Raw genomic sequence first — 16,774 nt, forward strand, 5'->3', positions numbered from 1 at the left:
GAATTTAATAAAATTCTTTCTTTAAACTCTGCACTAAAAAGCATAGATATTAAGGCTTAAGAATTATTTTTATCTATCAAGCCTTTTAATATCCCTTGCATTTTTTTAGAGTTTTCAACCATCTCACTATCAAGATAAAATAACTCTTCGGCTTTATCCTTTGCTTTTTGTAAAGCCTTTAAATCTTTAAAATCTCTTATTAGATATTTAAACAATCGCTTGTCTGTTTTTCTTTCTGCGATTATAAATAAGCTTTTTCTGTCTTTTTCATATTCATAAGAAATGGACTATCATACCTTGTATCGTGGATACTTTTGCCTATATATTCTTTTACAATCTCAATAAGTCTATTGATGAAGTTTGAATTTTAAATTGGTTTTATATTAAGATGAAATTTAAAGTATGATAAGCCTTGAAAAACAAGGCTTATTTAATTAAAGTCTTAAATTGATCTATAGCATCAAGTTTTTCCCAAGGATAATCCTTTTGTCCTACTTGTCCGCGAGCTGCTACATCAGCATAAAGAAAAGTGTCTTTGCTAGGTTTATCAAGACCAAATTTATCACGAATCCAATTTGGGGTTAAAGAGAAATTTTTCATTACAAAATCACTTAAAACATCATCATTTACCCCTGTATTGGTTCCTAAACAATCTACACTTACAGAAGTAGGTTTAGCAACACCTATGGCGTAACTGAGTTGAACTATACATTTTTTAGCAAGTCCTGCTGCGACTATATTTTTAGCAAGCCATCTGCCCGCATAAAGTCCACTTCTATCAACCTTGGTATAATCCTTGCTAGATTGCGCACCCCCTCCTATAGGAGCATATCCTCCAAAACTATCCACTATAAGTTTTCTTCCTGTTAAACCACTATCATGTAAAGAAGAGTGATTGACATATTTTCCTGTTGGATTGATCAAAATTCTAGTTTTTTCAGGATTAAAAAGTTCTTTTGGTAAATCACTTTCTAGGATCAATTTATTTACTAAAGCTCTTAAATCCTCTATTTTCATACTTTCAACGCAAGGTACAGAAACAACGATAGTATGAATACTTTGCGGTTTACAATTTTCAAAATTAGCTTTTGTACCATAATCAATAGTCACTTGAGTTTTAATATCTACACCCAACTCTTGCGGATGAGCTTTTGCATAAGCATAAACCTTATCACAAAGCGCTCTTGCGTAGCTTATAGCTGCTGGCATATACTCTTTAGCCTCACAACTTGCAAAACCAAACATAATACCTTGATCCCCAGCACCCGTTTCTCCATCTTCTTGATCTACACCTTGATTAATATCAGGGCTTTGCTCATTTAAAAATACCATAACATCAACTTCATCAGGATGCAAACATTGTTCTTTACTAAAATATCCTGCTCCATCATAGCCTATATTTTTCAAAACATCTTTAACTAAATTATCGTAATCAGCTTTACTAAGCTTGTGATTTGATTTGACTTCTCCTCCTATCACAACCTTATTTCCTGCGACAAAAACCTCACTCGCCACCCTTGAATTTTTGTCATTTTTCAAGAGTATATCCACTATTGTATCAGCGATTATATCAGCGCATTTATCTGGATGACCTGCGCTTACGACTTCTGAAGTGAATAGATACATAAAAAGTCCTTTCATAAAAAATGAGTTACAATTCTAACTCAAATAAATTTATTCAAGCTTAATGCTTTAAAAAATTCACTAAAATTAAGCAAAAGTTCGTTAAAATCAAGTCCGATATATTGCATCAAATTTCAAAATAATAAAGGTTCTTATGTTCTCAAAACTAGTTCAAAGCTACGCCAAAGGTAGTCTAATCCTTCAAATCTGCGCAGGTATAATTTTAGGCATACTCGTAGGAATAAGCTCTAAGGAAATAGCTGAAGTTGTCAATTTATTGGGAGTTTTATTTACCAATGCTTTAAAAGCTATAGCTCCTATTCTTGTCTTTATACTCATTTTAACTTCGATTTGTACGAGAGATTTTTCTCAAAGTAGTTCTAAGATAAGAAATATTGTCATTTTATATATTGTAGGAACTTTTTTAGCAGCAGCTTGTGCAGTGATTGCAAGTTTTATGTTTCCTGTGGAATTAGTCCTAGAAGGAGTTCAAAAAGCAGAAAATACTTCTCCTATGCATTTAAATGAAATTTTTAAGAATTTACTTTTAAATATAGTAGATAATCCTATCAATGCACTTTCAAGTGGAAATTATTTAGGAATTTTAGCTTGGGCAATAGGCGGTGGTATAGCTTTGAAAAATTGCTCGCAAGAAGCAAAACAAATTTTTGTAGATATCAATGAAGGGGTTTTAAAAATTGTTAAATTTATAGTAAAACTCGCTCCTTTTGGAATTTTTGGTTTGGTGGCTAATTCTGTGGCACAAACAGGAGCGCAAGGATTGTTAAGCTACGCAAAACTCTTAGTATTGCTTGTACTTACTATGCTTTTTGTTGCTTTTGTAATCAATGCCTTAATTGTTTTCATTTATACTAGAAAAAATCCTTTTCCTTTGATTTTTATCTGCTTAAGACACAGCGCTTTTTTTGCTTTTTTTACAAGAAGCTCAGCTGCAAATATTCCTGTAAATATGGCACTTTGTGCTAAACTTGGAATCAATAAAGAATTTTATAGTATCTCCATCCCTCTTGGAGCAACCATAAACATGGCAGGTGCAGCAGTAACCATAGCTATACTAAGCCTTAGCGCCGCACATAGCGTTGGCATACAAGTAAGTTTTTTGCAAGCCTTTTTATTAAGCATTATTGCTACTTTTGCAGCTTGTGGCGCAAGTGGCGTAGCGGGCGGTTCGCTTTTACTTATCCCTTTAGCTTGCTCTTTATTTAACATAGACTATGATATCGCTATGAAAGTAGTTGCAATAGGGTTTATCATAGGCGTAGTACAAGATAGTGTTGAAACGGCATTAAATAGCTCAACAGATGTTTTATTTAGTGCTATTTGTTCTAAAGATGAGTTAAATTACAATATAAGGTAAATACAATGAGGCATCTCATCACAACAAAAGATTTTACTAATGATGAAATAATGGAGCTTTTTGAAGAAGCAAGAAATTTTTTAGATGAAAAACCTAGAACCTTACTCGAAGGCAAAAGTGTTACAACGATATTCTTTGAAAATTCCACGCGTACACTCTCATCCTTTGAAAGTGCCGCAAGAAGACTAGGAGCTAGAATTTTACGCCTTGATGTTTCAAGATCGAGCTCTAGTAAAGGCGAAACACTCTATGATACAGCGACTAATTTAGACGCTATGAGTCCTAATGCTATCATAGTAAGACATGCAAATTCAGGAGTACCTCATATTTTAGCTTCTCATATGCATTGTCCTGTTGTAAATGGTGGAGATGGCAAACATGCACACCCTACTCAAGCCCTACTTGATCTTTTTACAATTTATGAACATTTTAAAGGTGATATCAAGGGTAGAAAAATCTTAATCGTAGGAGATATTAAAAATTCAAGAGTTGCCTCTTCAAATGCTGAGCTTCTAACAAGATTTGGTTTAGATATCACCTTTGTGGCACCGCCCCATTTTATGCCTCATTCACCTTTAAAAAAATCTTATTCTTTAAATGAAGATTTAATCTCAAAAACCGATATTATAATGAGCTTAAGAACACAAACAGAAAGACATAATAAAATCATTTATGGTTCTTTAAAAGATTATGCAAATGATTTTTGTATCAAGCTTGATTTGATTAAAGATAAAAAACTCATCTTGCTCCATCCTGGCCCTGTACATAGAAATATCGATATAAGCGATGAAGTGATGGATGATGAAAGAGCTTTAGTTTTAAAACAAGTTAAAAATGGCGTTGCTATCAGAATGGCTGTTTTAAAAAAATTGATTTTAGAAAGCTAAGGAGAAAATATGTTAACTTGGGATTTGGGAGTATTGTTTAAAAACGAAGATGAATTAGAAAACACAACGCAAAACTATATTCAACAATCTAAAGAATTCAAAAAAAATTATTCTACTACTTTAGATAAATTAAACCCTGATGATTTTCTAAACGCTTTAAAAGAATACGAACATTTACATTTAATACTCTCAAAAATTATGACTTATGCTTATTTATGCTTTGCTAAGGATAGCTCCAAGGGTTCTTTTTATGCTAAATATGAACAAGAATGTAAAAAAATAGAAGAAAATTTATTATTTTTTGAATTAGAATTTTGTGAACTTAGTGAAGAAAAAACTAAAGAATTGATTAAATTTTGCAAGGGCTATGATTTTTACTTGCAAAATCTTCTTCAAAATAAACGCTATAATCTAAGCCAAAAAGAAGAACGCATAATGCTTTATCTTTCAAACACAGGAGCTAATGCTTTTAGTAGATTATTTGATGAAAGCATGACTGCATTAAAAATTCCTTTCGAAGGCAATAAGCTTAGCGAGGAAGAAATTTTAAGCAAGCTTTACAATAATGACAGAAAAATAAGAAAAAAAGCCGCTAAAAAATTTACCAAAGCTCTTGATAAAAATTTAAATTTACTCACTTTTATTTTCAATATGATCAAAACAGAATTAAACAATATCTGCAAATTACGCGGATATGAAAGCGCAGAAACTCCAAGGCACTTGCAAAATCAAATCACCCAACAAAGTGTTGATTCGCTGATTCAAACCACGCAAAAACATTTTTACCTCGTATCTAATTTCTATAAAAGAAAAAAACAAATTTTAGGCTTTAACAAACTTAAAGATTATGATCGTTATGCACCCATTGGCAAAGAGGCAAAATTCAGTTTTGAGGAAAGTAAAAAAATCATTTTAAATGCTTTTTATGATTTTTCTCCTATTTTTGGAGATATTGCAAAAGAAGCATTTGAAAAGGGTTGGATAGATGTTTATCCACAAGATAAAAAACAAAGTGGTGCTTTTTCACATTCAGCTACCCCAGATACTCATCCTTTTATCTTGCTAAATTATACAGATGGAAGGCGCGATCTTTTTACGCTTGCTCATGAGTTAGGACACACCATACATCAAAAACTTTCTTATAATGTTTCTTTTTTAAATCAAAATACTCCTTTAACTACAGCTGAAACTGCTTCAGTGTTTGCTGAAATGTTGGTATTTGATTATGTTAAAAACAAGCTCAAAAAAGAAGAATTGTTAGCGCTTTATGCTGCAAAAATCGAAGATATTTTCGCCACTCTTTATAGACAGATTAATTTCACTTGTTTTGAAAGACGCATTCATGCTAATGAAAATGAGCTAAAAAGTGAAGAAATTTCTCAAATTTGGATGGAAGAATCTCAAAAAATGTTTGGTGAAAGCGTGGAACTAAGTAAAAATTATGCCCTTTGGTGGAGTTATATTCCTCATTTTATCCATAGCCCTTTTTATTGTTATGCTTATGCTTATGCCCAGCTTTTAGTACTCGCGCTTTATGGGCTTTACAAGAGCAATGCTTGTAGCAATTTTAAAGAACTTTATATCAAAATGCTCTCTCTTGGAGGAAGCGTGAGTCCAAAAGAACTTGTGGGAATGTTTGGATTTGATATAGAAGATAAAAGCTTTTGGGAAATAGGTATAGTAGAAATCAAAAAACTTATCGATGAATTTATGAGGCTAAAATAATGATAGAAAAAATTCTTGAAAATGAAAAATTCATTGCTTTAATGCAAAAAAATTGCTATGATTTACTTTCAATCTTAATCCAAGAAAATATAGAATTTTCTATAGTGGCTAATACAAATTTTATTGATTTTGATCCTGTGTTGCCTGAAAATTTGGATGTTAAACAAAATCCTTTTGCATTATTTGTCCTTGGAGGATATACTTTTGAGTCCATTCAATTAGAAAAAGATCATATACAATTTCATGCAGGTTTTGGTCCTGATGATTTTGCTAGCTATGTTAAAGTAGATCTTGGAGCAATTACTCAAATTCAAGTTGAAAATAGCGTTTTGTTTGTTAATTTTAGTTTTTACAAACGCAAAGATAATACAAAGTCACAAAAATCCAAAAATATCTTTTTAAACAACCCTAAAAACAAAGACATTTTCAAAAAATGAATTTATTTACAGGTTTAAACGAAAGTCAAAAAGAGGCTGCAAGTCATATCGATGGCCCTATGCTTATACTAGCAGGTGCGGGTAGTGGAAAAACCAAAACAATTACAACGCGTCTTGCCTATATGATTGGGGAAGTTGGAATTCCTGCTATCAATACCCTAACCCTAACCTTTACAAACAAGGCTGCAAGTGTGATGAAAAATAGAGCCTTAAGCCTTCTTAATAGCAATGAAAATCCTTTACTTTGCACTTTTCATAAATTTGGCTTATTGTTTTTAAAACTCCATATAGAAAGATTAGGAAGAAAAAATAATTTTATTATCATCGATAATGATGATTCTAAAAAAATTTTAAAAGAACTCATTAATGATGATAAAACTAGCCCTCATCAAATTCTTCAGTTTATATCACACTTTAAAAATGAAAGTAAAAGTGTTCAAGATGTATTTAATGATCTAGAATTGTTAAAAGATAATGAAATCAAACACCAAGCCTTGCAAAAAATTGCTATTTATTATCAAAACTATCAAGAATATTTACTCAAGCACAATTTCGTAGATTTTGATGATCTTTTACTTTTGACCAATATTCTTTTGGAAAATGATCAAAATTTCGCCAAAGAGCAAAGCTCTTTTTATCGTTATATCACAGTCGATGAATATCAAGATACCAATGCTTTACAATACAAAATTCTTAAAAATCTTTGCTGCGTTCATGAAAATATATGCGTTGTAGGTGATGATGATCAAAGCATTTATAGTTGGCGTGGTGCAAAGATAGAAAATATTTTAAATTTCCAAAGTGAATTTTCAAATGTAAAACTTGTTAAATTAGAGCAAAATTATCGTTCTGTGGGTATGATTTTAAAAGCTGCTAATAACCTAATATCACACAATAAAAAACGTCTTGGAAAAACCCTACTTTGCACAAAAGATGAGGGTGAAGATATTCAAATTCTAAGTTCAGATAATGAAAAAATCGAAAGTGCATTGGTGGCTAAAAAAATCAAAGAGCTTTTAAATTCGGGCATTTATGCTGGAGAAATTGCTGTTTTATTTCGTATCAATGCTCTTTCAAGATCCATAGAGGAAGCCTTTATGAAGGAAAAAATTCCTTATAAATTGCTAAGCGGAATGCGTTTTTATGAAAGACTTGAAATCAAAGATCTCATTTGCTATTTTAGAATTTTAATCAACCCTAATGATGATTTATCCTTTAAACGCATTATCAATAGGCCTAAAAGAAGCATAGGTGAAAAAGCTTTACAAAATTTAGAAGATTATGCACAAAAAAGAAAAATTTCACTCTTTGAAGCATTGTGCGAAAGCGATGGCGGTGTGGGAATTTTTTCTCTTAAAAAAGCACAAAATGAGGCAAAAAAATTCATACAAAATATTTACAAACTTAGAGAATATTCTGATTTAAAAAAAATGATTGAAAAATTTGAAGAACTTTTTGCTCTTAAAGAATTTTACGCTCTTCAAGAGGATGGCGATGAGCGCGTATTAAATATTGATGAATTTTATGCAAGCATCAAAGAAAAAATAAAAGAAGAACCACAAACAACCCTAGAAGATATTTTAAGTGAAATTTCACTGTTAAGCGATCAAGATGGGATTGAGGGAGAATGTGTATATCTTATGAGTGTGCATGCGAGCAAGGGTTTGGAATTTGATCATGTATTTATAGTAGGACTTGAAGAAGGATTTTTTCCTTTGAATGAAAGCGATATAGAAGAAGAAAGACGCCTTGCTTATGTGGCTATCACTCGCGCTAAAAAATGTCTATCGCTAAGCATTGCAAAATCTCGTTTTTACCGAGGAAGTCGCACGGAATTAGACTCTAGTCGTTTTTTAGAAGAAAGTCAATTAACAAAAAAAATCTCTATAAACAAAACCGAACAAGGATATCATAAAGGAGATCTAGTCAAACATAAAATTTTTGGCATAGGACGCGTTATTAGTGTCAATAAAAGCGCAAAAGAAGAAAAACTTACCATAAATTTTGGCGGGATAGAACGCATTATTATGGCAAGTTTTGTGGAAAAAGCCGTATGAATAAAATTTTTGTTGCTTTTAAACCCGCAGAAATGAGTTCTAATGCTTTTTTAGGTCAGATAAAAAAAAGATATAAAAATAAAAAGGCAGGTTATTCAGGAACCTTAGATCCCTTTGCCAAAGGGGTTTTAATAGTCGCCTTTGGGCAATACACTAAGCTTTTTAGATTTTTAAAAAAAACTCCAAAAACATACCAAGCAACACTTTGGCTTGGGGTTAAATCTCTAAGTCTTGATAATAAAAACATACAAGAAATAAAGCTTATAAAAGCTTTTGACATTAAACTCTTAGAACAAATCAAAATGGAACTTTTAGGAAAAATTTCTTATACTCCACCGCAATTTAGTGCTAAAAGAATAGAAGGTAAAAGAGCTTATGAATTTGCCAAAAGAGGTGAAAATATAGAGTTAAAATCTTGTATAATGGAAATTTTCTCTTGCAAAATCATACATTATACTCATCCCTTTTTACAGCTTGAATTAAGCGTTAGCGAAGGAGCTTATATAAGATCTTATTGTGAGCTTTTTGCTAAAAAATTAGGTATTAATGCCACTTTAAGTTCTCTTGAGCGCACCCGTGAGGGAGAATTTTTTTATAATCACGAAAAAAGCTTAAATGTGTTAGAATATCTAAATTTAAAGCCCAATTTCATTAAAGATTTAATAAAACTTGAAAATGGCACTAAAATATCCTTGGAAGAATTAAAATTTCAAGATGAGGGTTTTTATTATATAGAAAATAAAAAGTATTTTAGTATTATAAATATTAAAGAAAATAAAGTAGAATATCTTTTAAATAAGGTTGAAAAATGTTAATATTATCGCGAAAAGAAAATGAAAGTATTGTTATTGGTGAAGGAATTGAAATCAAAATCGTTCAAACTGGAAAAGGATATGCCAAAATAGGCATCGATGCTCCAAAATCTCTAATGATTTTAAGAAAAGAACTCCTTACTCAAATCAAAGATGAGAATTTACATTCTGTGGTAAAAAACGATGTTAAATTAGATGATTTAAGCAAAAAATTGATCCCATGAAAGCATATGCTAAAGCAAATATTTTTTTAAAACTTGTCGGATTTGATAAAAGACGATATCATCTTTTAGAATCTCGCTTTATACTTTTAAAAAACCTTTTTGATGAAATTCATATCGTTGAAAAAAGCTCTAATTCTCCTAAAGGTTTTGAAATCATTAGCAATTTTAATTGCGAGGATAATATCATCACAAAAGCTTATCATTTACTTTGTCAAAATGGCTATCAAAATAAATTAGAAGAATTTTTTAAAACCAAAAGCTTAAAATTAATCAAAAATATCCCCACATGTGCAGGACTTGGGGGAGGTAGTAGTGATTGCGCAAGTTTTTTAATGCTAATTAATGAAGAACTAAACTTAAAATTAAGCACTCAAAAACTTATAGAATTAAGCACTCAACTAGGCAGTGATATTGCTTTTTTCTTGAGTGGTTTTGAAAGTGCTAATGTAAGCGGATGTGGTGAAATCATAGAAGAATTTAATGATACTATACCGAGCCTAGAATGGGTTTTTCCTGAAGTATCTTGTCAAACTAAAAAAGTTTATGATGAATTTGATAAAAGGGAAATTGATTTTGAAAAAAACATTCTTGAAGCTAAAATTTACAAAGATTTAAACACGAAAGAACTTTTGGAAACTTTTAAAAATACCCAGCTTAATGATTTATTTACTCCTTGTGTAACTTTATATCCTAAAATGTTTCTTTTTTTAGAACAAGGTTTTTTCCTAAGTGGAAGCGGAAGTAGTGTTTTTAAGGTACATCAATGAAAGTCATTGCTAGAAATAAAAAAGCCTTATTTGATTATAGCATTATAGAATGCTTTGAATCAGGAGTGGTTTTAAAGGGTAGTGAAGTCGTGGCTTTACGCGCTGGAAGGGCAAATTTAAAAGACTCTTTTGTGCGTATTATTAAGGGTGAATTATTTTTGCTAAATGCTCATATATCGCACCTTAGCACTACGCATTCTTATTATAAACATGAAGAAAGAGCTGCTAGAAAACTTTTAATGCACCGCAAACAAATAGATAAGCTTTTAGGCAAAGTTAGTATTGAGGGATACACCTTGGTAGTCTTAGAACTCTATTTTAACCATAAAAACAAAGTTAAAGCCACGCTAGCCTTAGCCAAAGGAAAAAATCTGCACGATAAACGCGAAAGTTTAAAGAAAAAACAAGCAGATATGGAAGCAAGATCTGCTATGAAAAATTACAAATAAAGGACTAGTATGAAAAAGAAAACGATATTGTCATTTTTTATCATTATAGGTTTTTTTATAAGCGCTTGTTCGCACCAAGAAGACATACAAAATGATTTTATGTTTGAAGAATACAGCAAAGGCGATAAGATTGTATTAAATAGCGTAAATGGAGGAGCTAAAACCTTAATTCGAACCAATAAAGGCTTCATTGTTGAAGGCGAGGAAGATAAAGTGTTGATGATTGATTTTTTTGGAACTTTTTGCGCTCCTTGCAAAGAAGAAGCTTTAGAGCTTAGCAAACTTTGGAAAAATAACTCAAATAAATTTATTATCATGGGGCTAACACATTTTGAAGATGTAAGTGATGAAACGGTTAAAAAATTTGCTGATGATTATGGAGCTTATTATTTCTTAAGTAATGATTCGCAAAATGATCGTATTATTGCTCAAATTTTAAAAGATATAGATTATCAAAGCATGGAGCAATTGCCTTTTAAAGTAGTAATGAAAAATGGAATTTATCAAAATCTTAGCAATTATTGGGATAGTAACACTTCAACAAATTTTTATTTAGGTAAAATTCCAACAGATTTTATACAAGATGATTTAGATAAAATTTATAAAGAAAAATAATGCCAAAGTTAAAAGTATTAGAAAAAAGTAAGCTTAAAGAGCCTAAAATGTTTAAGGTTATATTATTAAACGATGATGTAACCACGATGGACTTTGTTATTGAAGTTTTAATCAATATTTTCTACCATGATTTTGAAACAGCTAATAAAATTATGTTAGAGGTTCATCTTAATGGCAGTGGAATTTGTGGAATTTACACTCAAGAAATTGCACTTTCAAAGCAAAAAAAAGTTTCTGATGCTGCTAAATTGGCAAATTTTCCTTTACAAACTAGAGTGGAAGAAGAATGAAATATCAAGAAAATTTACAAAAATACCTTGATAATGCTAAACATTTAAGCACTATCAATCGTCATGAATTTACAACTTGTGAGCATGTGCTTTTTGCTATATTAAAACTAAGTTCAGATTTTAAATCAATATTTGAAGAACTCGCAGATGCCGAATTTGAACTTTTAGAAAGTGAACTTAAAAATTATATAGCAGAAAAAAACCAAAGTTTGGATCAAGAAATCGAACCTGTTAATTCTATAGTTTTAGATGAAATTCTTAATCATAAAAATGAAATAAAAATCATTGATTTTTTAGAAAAACTCATCCAAGATGATAGAACATATTCGAGCTTTCTTTTACAAAAACATGGTATGAATTTAGAAAAAATTCAAGATTTTAAACAAAATAGCGAAATAGAAAATTTAAATTCTTACGCAAGCGACTTAACGCTTTTGGCGCAAAAAGGTAAAATAGACCCTTTAATAGGAAGAAAATTCGAGCTTGAGCGCATTATACAAATCCTATCAAGACGCAAGAAAAACAATCCTATTTTAATCGGAGAAGCTGGAGTTGGAAAAACTGCGATAGTTGAAGGACTTGCATTGGCCATTGCTGAAAAAAAAGTTCCAAAAAATTTGCAAAATGCTAAAATTTTTAGCCTAGATATAGCAGGATTGCTTTCAGGGACTAAATATCGTGGCGATTTTGAAAAACGAATCAAAGAAGTCTTAGAAGGACTTCAAAAACTTCCTAATGCTATCTTATTTATAGATGAAATTCACACCATAGTTGGAGCTGGAGCAACTGGAGAATCACATACAGATTTTTCTAATCTACTCAAGCCAGCCTTAAGCAATGGCACTTTAAAATGTATAGGTGCAACCACTTTTATGGAATATAAAAATACTTTTGATAAAAACAAAGCCTTAAGTCGCCGTTTTGCTAAAATCAATGTAGATGAACCAAGCCAAGAAGAAGCTTTTCAAATTTTACAAGGCTTAAAAAGCAAATATGAGGATTTTCATAAGATTAAAATTAGTGATGAAGTCCTTCAGCAAGCTGTTGTTTGGGGCAAGAAATTTTTCAGCGATAAATACCTTCCTGATAGTGCTATAGATCTTATCGATGAGCTTGGAGCTTCTTATGTTCTTAAGGCAAAAACTAAAAAAAATGCCGATATTAAAGATTTAGAACAAGTTTTAGCCAAAATGACTCATCATCATAAAATGTTTGAATTTGATCAAAATAAAGCCTTGATGAATCTAAGTCTTAATTTAAAGGCAAAAATATTTGGTCAAGATGAAGTGATTGACAAGCTTGTTGCGACCCTAAAACAAAGTTTTGCAGGATTTAAAAATTTAAATACCCCACGAGGAGTATTTTTATTTACAGGATCTAGCGGAGTTGGAAAAACTGAACTTTGCAAAGTTTTAGCAGAATTTTTAGGTTTAAATTTAGAGCGTTTTGATATGAGCGAATATGCAGAAAAACATAGCATAAGCAAACTCATAGGTTCTCCTGCAGGATATGTGGGATATGAAGATGGAGGACTTTTAAGCAATGCGGTTCGAAAAAATCCTTTCAGTCTTATCCTCTTTGATGAGATAGAAAAAGCTCATCCTGATTTAAGCAATACTTTCTTGCAAATCTTTGATAATGCAGAGCTTACAGACAATAGTGGCTTTAAAGCTGACTTTAAAAATACTATTATAATCATGACTTCAAATTTAGGACTAAAAGAAAGCAATGAGCTTGGATTCCTAAGCAAAAATGAAGAAAAAAGCAACCGTGCTATTAAAGATTTTTTTGCACCTGAATTTATCAATCGTATTGATAAAATTCTTCATTTTAACGATCTAGATGATACTGTGCTTGTTAAAATCATTCAAAAAGAATTAGATGAAATTTCTAAAAATCTTAAAAATATCCAATTAGTTGCTGATGAAAAAGCTAAGCTATACTTAGCGAAAAAAGCCTACAATAAAGAATTTGGAGTAAGATTATTAAAACGCATTATTTCCGAAGAAATCGGAGAAAAAATCAGTGATGAAATTTTATTTGGAAAACTTAAAAAAGGCGGGATAGCTAAAATCAAGCTTAATAAAAATGGAAAGCTCGATCTTATATTCTAAACTTATGGATGCGCCCAAAGACGCACCCGTTTTTTTAAGTCAAAAACTAGAACCTGATTTTATCTTAAAAGCCTATCGTTTTGGGCTTTTTCCATGGACTAACAAACCCGTTACTTGGTGGTGCCCTGATCCTAGATGTGTATTAAATCCCAGCGAAATTCATATCCAAAAAAATATGAAAAAATTTATCAATCTTTATCAAATTAAACTTGATTATGATTTTTTAAGCCTTATCCATTTGTGTCGCAACACGCGTCCTCAAAGTTGGATTGATGATGAGTTTATAGAAAATTACTATGAGCTTTTTAAGCAAGGATACGTTCATACTTTAGAACTTTATGAGGATAAAGAATTAATTGGGGGAATTTATGGACTGATTATAGGTAAGGTTTTTTTTGGAGAAAGTATGGTAAGCCTTAGAAAAAATGCTTCAAAAATAGCTTTAATCAAACTTTGCAAGCTTCTTAAACCCTATGATTTTGTCATAGATTGTCAAGTTTATAATAAACATTTAGAATTTATGGGAGCTAAAAATATCGAAAGAAAAACATTTTTAAATATTTTAAAAGAAAAATGTGATCAAGAAAGTGGATTTACAAATTTTAGCACCTTAATCAATCAAATATAACTTCTCTTCATTTTTATACTTATTTTTTAATTTTTGATTATCATTAGCTTGTGATTTGCATTCATATCAACTTTTTATTGTCTAATCAAATGTTAAATATATTTTTGATACCTATTATAATCATCTTACACCCCATCGCCACAATAAAAACCTGAGCGATACGCGAAAAGACATGTAAAATAAGCTTTCCAACAATTTTTTCAATCGTAGCAGCAAAATGAAAAAGTGCAAACATAAAAATAAAAGCTATTATCACACCTCCAAAAGCTATATCCAATCCACCATCCTCTGAAATCACTATCACACTAGCTAAGGTTCCAGGACCTACAAGCATTGGAAAAGCCATAGGTATTAAACTTTGGCGTAAAATTTCTTTCTCATTTGCTTCTTGATAAGAATCAAAACTTTGAGTTGCAAGCTTGGTTGAAAATAATAAATTTTTAATAGCCATTATAATTAAAACCAAACCCCCAGAAACTCTCAAATCATCTAAAGAAACCCTAAAAATATAATTCATAAACAAAGGTCCTGAAAATAAAAAAGCAAGCACAATAGCCAATGCTGTATAAAGTATAGTTCTAAAAAGTTTTTTTCTAAGGGCTAAAGGTAGGCCATCGCTCATGGCTAAAAATTGCGTTAAATTACCAAAAGGATTTAACACAGCCAATAATGTTATGCCCGCAAAAAACATTAAATAAAGCTCAGAGCCTACATTTGAAAACATTTATTATTCGCCTTTTACAAATTCTAAAGAGATGGAATTAACACAATGTCTAATATTTTTAGCAGAAAAACCCTCTCCCTCAAATACATGGCCTAAATGGCCATTGCAATTTGCACATACAATTTCCGTGCGAATGCCATCTTTATCAGGAAGTCTTTTAATAGCCCCTTTGATTTCATCATCAAAGCTTGGCCATCCACAACCTGACTTGAATTTATCTTCAGATCTATAAAGCTTAGACCCGCATTGCTTGCAAAGATAGATCCCTTTTTCGTAAAAATTATTATATTTACCACTAAAAGGAGCTTCAGTGCCCTTGTTTAAAATAACCCTAGCTTCTTCTTCGTTTAATTTTTTCATAGTTTATCCTTGATGAAATTGTTCTAAATTACTACTTAAGAATTATAGCAAATTTTATTTTTTATCAAAATGTATTTTCCAAAAAAGCTTTAGTTTGAATTTTTTATAGTAAAAATTTAGTTTTATATATTAAAATCAAAAAAATATTTTAGAAAGACTTAAAATGCAAAAAGAATTTTTTAATGAACTTGAAAAAATACTCTATGAGCAAAATCTTGATAACAAATTTGAAAATTTTGCTATATTTTATGATGATTTTAAAAGCCAAAAATTCATTTTTAATCACGAGCAAGGAAGTATTTTTAAGACAAATATTAACCCTGCTTTAAAATTATTGCACCCTACTCGCATTAGACGCCCTAAATTTGTAAATTCTACCCATTCTTTAGCAAAGATTGTTCATTCCATTGCGCATATAGAATTTAGTGCTATCAATTTAGCCTTAGATGCAAGTTATCGTTTTAAAAATCTGCCTCAACAATTTTATATCGATTGGCTAGAAGTTGCCGATGAAGAAATCAAACATTTCAAGCTTTTAAATGCAGCATTAGATGAACTAGGTTATAAATATGGGGATTTTGCTATTCATGATAACTTAGAAGCCGCGCTTGAAGCCACAAAAGATTGTTTGAGTTTAAGAATGGGAGTGGTTCACCGAGGGTTAGAAGCCAAGGGGCTTGATGCAAATCCTTTTGTAGTAGCAAAACTTGAAAGCTCAAACCATCCCATAAAAAGTCTTTTAAAAGATGTTTTGCATATTATCTTAAATGATGAAATAAAACATGTAAGCAAGGGTGATAACTGGTGGAAATTTTCCAATCAAAACAATTATGATTTTATAGAACTTTGTAAAATGTTTAATCAATTTTCCCTAGCAGGTAAAAAACTTAATATCGAAGCAAGAATAAAGGCTGGATTTAGCAAAGCAGAATGTGAGGCTATAGCTCAATTCTATGCTTAAGCTTTCATCTTAAATTTAGAAAAAATAAGGGTATAAATCGCTCTTATTATCCCATAAATCACATACAAACTTGCTAAGATTACTAAACTTTCAAGTGGATAAAGATATAAAAAAGAAAAAACAATAATTAAGATAATCAAAACCTTTAAAACACTTGATCTATTAAAATCTAGCTTTTTAAAACTTGGATAGCGTATATTGCTAACCATTAGCAAGCCTAAAATCGCTTGCAAGATTAAAAAAATGATTCCATATGCTCTTAAAAAATCATAATAATAATAACTATAAGTCCAAATAGCACTTACTACAGCAGCAGTAGGTATAGGAAGTCCTATAAAAACAGATGGTTCATAAGTTCCTGTAGTGACATTAAATCTTGCTAGGCGTATTGCTCCAAAAACAACAAAAAAAGCAGTTATTAAAGAGCCATATCTTCCAAATTCAGAGCCAATAACCATATAAAAAAATATGGCCGGTGCGGCGCCAAAGGCTATCAGATCGGCCAAAGAGTCAAATTCAATGCCAAATTTAGAAGTAGTCTTTGTAAGCCTTGCAACACGACCATCAAGACCATCACATATTAAAGAAAAAATAATATACAATAAAGCCATATAATAATTGCCTTGTATAGAGGCGATTATAGAAATTACACCCAAAAACGCTGAAGCTGCTGTAAAAAGATTGGGTAAAATATAAATAAATTGTGATTTATTATTGTTCATT

19 protein-coding genes are annotated in these 16,774 nt (G+C 30.9%); 14 read left to right on the top strand and 5 right to left on the bottom strand.

Features of this window, described 5'->3' with window-relative positions:
• Positions 1-56 precede the first annotated feature (56 nt).
• Positions 57-215, bottom strand: a complete 159-nt coding sequence (locus tag CCO88_RS10660; RefSeq protein WP_002782163.1) for a hypothetical protein — start codon at positions 213-215, stop codon at positions 57-59.
• Positions 216-426: 211 nt separating this feature from the next.
• Positions 427-1,626 (bottom strand): methionine adenosyltransferase, encoded by a 1,200-nt coding sequence (gene metK / locus CCO88_RS06905; RefSeq protein ID WP_002777165.1) that lies wholly within the window; start codon positions 1,624-1,626, stop codon positions 427-429.
• Positions 1,627-1,777: 151 nt separating this feature from the next.
• On the opposite strand from metK, the gene sstT reads away from it, so the two are divergent.
• The 13 genes from sstT to aat are packed head-to-tail and all read left to right on the top strand — an operon-like array spanning position 1,778 to position 14,006.
• Positions 1,778-3,001, top strand: a complete 1,224-nt coding sequence (sstT, locus tag CCO88_RS06910; protein ID WP_002786260.1) for a serine/threonine transporter SstT — start codon at positions 1,778-1,780, stop codon at positions 2,999-3,001.
• 5 nt (positions 3,002-3,006) lie between these two features.
• Positions 3,007-3,888 (top strand): aspartate carbamoyltransferase catalytic subunit, encoded by an 882-nt coding sequence (locus tag CCO88_RS06915; protein ID WP_002777170.1) that lies wholly within the window; start codon positions 3,007-3,009, stop codon positions 3,886-3,888.
• 9 nt (positions 3,889-3,897) lie between these two features.
• On the top strand, positions 3,898-5,613 hold the full coding sequence (locus CCO88_RS06920) for a M3 family oligoendopeptidase (RefSeq protein ID WP_002810209.1): 1,716 nt from the start codon (positions 3,898-3,900) through the stop codon (positions 5,611-5,613).
• Entirely contained in the window at positions 5,613-6,050 is a 438-nt protein-coding gene (locus tag CCO88_RS06925) for a hypothetical protein (RefSeq protein ID WP_002786263.1), read from the top strand. The genes CCO88_RS06920 and CCO88_RS06925 overlap by 1 nt, the downstream gene beginning before the upstream one ends.
• The gene (locus CCO88_RS06930; protein ID WP_002782172.1) at positions 6,047-8,107 is read left to right on the top strand and encodes an ATP-dependent helicase; all 2,061 of its coding nucleotides are present in this window, start codon (positions 6,047-6,049) and stop codon (positions 8,105-8,107) included. Before CCO88_RS06925 ends, CCO88_RS06930 begins: the two co-directional genes overlap by 4 nt.
• Positions 8,104-8,922, top strand: coding sequence for a tRNA pseudouridine(55) synthase TruB (gene truB / locus CCO88_RS06935; protein WP_002815033.1), 819 nt, complete (start codon positions 8,104-8,106; stop codon positions 8,920-8,922). The genes CCO88_RS06930 and truB overlap by 4 nt, the downstream gene beginning before the upstream one ends.
• On the top strand, positions 8,916-9,143 hold the full coding sequence (csrA, locus tag CCO88_RS06940) for a carbon storage regulator CsrA (protein ID WP_002777178.1): 228 nt from the start codon (positions 8,916-8,918) through the stop codon (positions 9,141-9,143). Before truB ends, csrA begins: the two co-directional genes overlap by 7 nt.
• Positions 9,140-9,910: a 4-(cytidine 5'-diphospho)-2-C-methyl-D-erythritol kinase gene (locus tag CCO88_RS06945; protein ID WP_002839887.1), complete on the top strand. Its 771-nt coding sequence runs from the start codon at positions 9,140-9,142 to the stop codon at positions 9,908-9,910. Before csrA ends, CCO88_RS06945 begins: the two co-directional genes overlap by 4 nt.
• Entirely contained in the window at positions 9,907-10,359 is a 453-nt protein-coding gene (gene smpB / locus CCO88_RS06950) for an SsrA-binding protein SmpB (RefSeq protein WP_002839889.1), read from the top strand. Before CCO88_RS06945 ends, smpB begins: the two co-directional genes overlap by 4 nt.
• 9 nt (positions 10,360-10,368) lie before the next feature.
• Positions 10,369-10,974 carry a TlpA disulfide reductase family protein gene (locus CCO88_RS06955; protein ID WP_002815035.1) on the top strand — a complete coding sequence of 202 codons (606 nt, stop codon included), beginning with the start codon at positions 10,369-10,371 and terminating at the stop codon, positions 10,972-10,974.
• Positions 10,974-11,264 (top strand): ATP-dependent Clp protease adaptor ClpS, encoded by a 291-nt coding sequence (locus CCO88_RS06960; protein WP_002777182.1) that lies wholly within the window; start codon positions 10,974-10,976, stop codon positions 11,262-11,264. Before CCO88_RS06955 ends, CCO88_RS06960 begins: the two co-directional genes overlap by 1 nt.
• A complete protein-coding gene (locus CCO88_RS06965) occupies positions 11,261-13,378 on the top strand; it encodes an AAA family ATPase (RefSeq protein WP_002815038.1) in 2,118 nt (705 codons plus the stop codon). The genes CCO88_RS06960 and CCO88_RS06965 overlap by 4 nt, the downstream gene beginning before the upstream one ends.
• A complete protein-coding gene (gene aat, locus CCO88_RS06970; protein WP_002787725.1) occupies positions 13,353-14,006 on the top strand; it encodes a leucyl/phenylalanyl-tRNA--protein transferase in 654 nt (217 codons plus the stop codon). The genes CCO88_RS06965 and aat overlap by 26 nt, the downstream gene beginning before the upstream one ends.
• A gap of 85 nt (positions 14,007-14,091) precedes the next feature.
• Here aat and CCO88_RS06975 read toward each other — a convergent pair whose 3' ends face one another.
• Together CCO88_RS06975 and CCO88_RS06980 are read right to left on the bottom strand one after the other, a co-directional pair.
• A complete protein-coding gene (locus tag CCO88_RS06975) occupies positions 14,092-14,730 on the bottom strand; it encodes a MarC family protein (protein WP_002777185.1) in 639 nt (212 codons plus the stop codon).
• Between the two features lie 3 nt (positions 14,731-14,733).
• On the bottom strand, positions 14,734-15,090 hold the full coding sequence (locus tag CCO88_RS06980; protein ID WP_002782179.1) for a methionine-R-sulfoxide reductase: 357 nt from the start codon (positions 15,088-15,090) through the stop codon (positions 14,734-14,736).
• A gap of 163 nt (positions 15,091-15,253) precedes the next feature.
• On the opposite strand from CCO88_RS06980, the gene CCO88_RS06985 reads away from it, so the two are divergent.
• Complete coding sequence (locus CCO88_RS06985; RefSeq protein ID WP_002783701.1) at positions 15,254-16,051, top strand: ferritin-like domain-containing protein; 798 nt, start codon at positions 15,254-15,256, stop codon at positions 16,049-16,051.
• Here CCO88_RS06985 and pssA read toward each other — a convergent pair.
• Positions 16,048-16,773, bottom strand: coding sequence for a CDP-diacylglycerol--serine O-phosphatidyltransferase (pssA, locus tag CCO88_RS06990; protein WP_002777189.1), 726 nt, complete (start codon positions 16,771-16,773; stop codon positions 16,048-16,050). The two genes, CCO88_RS06985 and pssA, sit on opposite strands and share 4 nt — an antisense overlap.
• Position 16,774 lies beyond the last annotated feature (1 nt).

The sequence above is a fragment of the Campylobacter coli LMG 9860 genome, from assembly GCF_000254135.1.
Classification (GTDB): domain Bacteria; phylum Campylobacterota; class Campylobacteria; order Campylobacterales; family Campylobacteraceae; genus Campylobacter_D; species Campylobacter_D coli.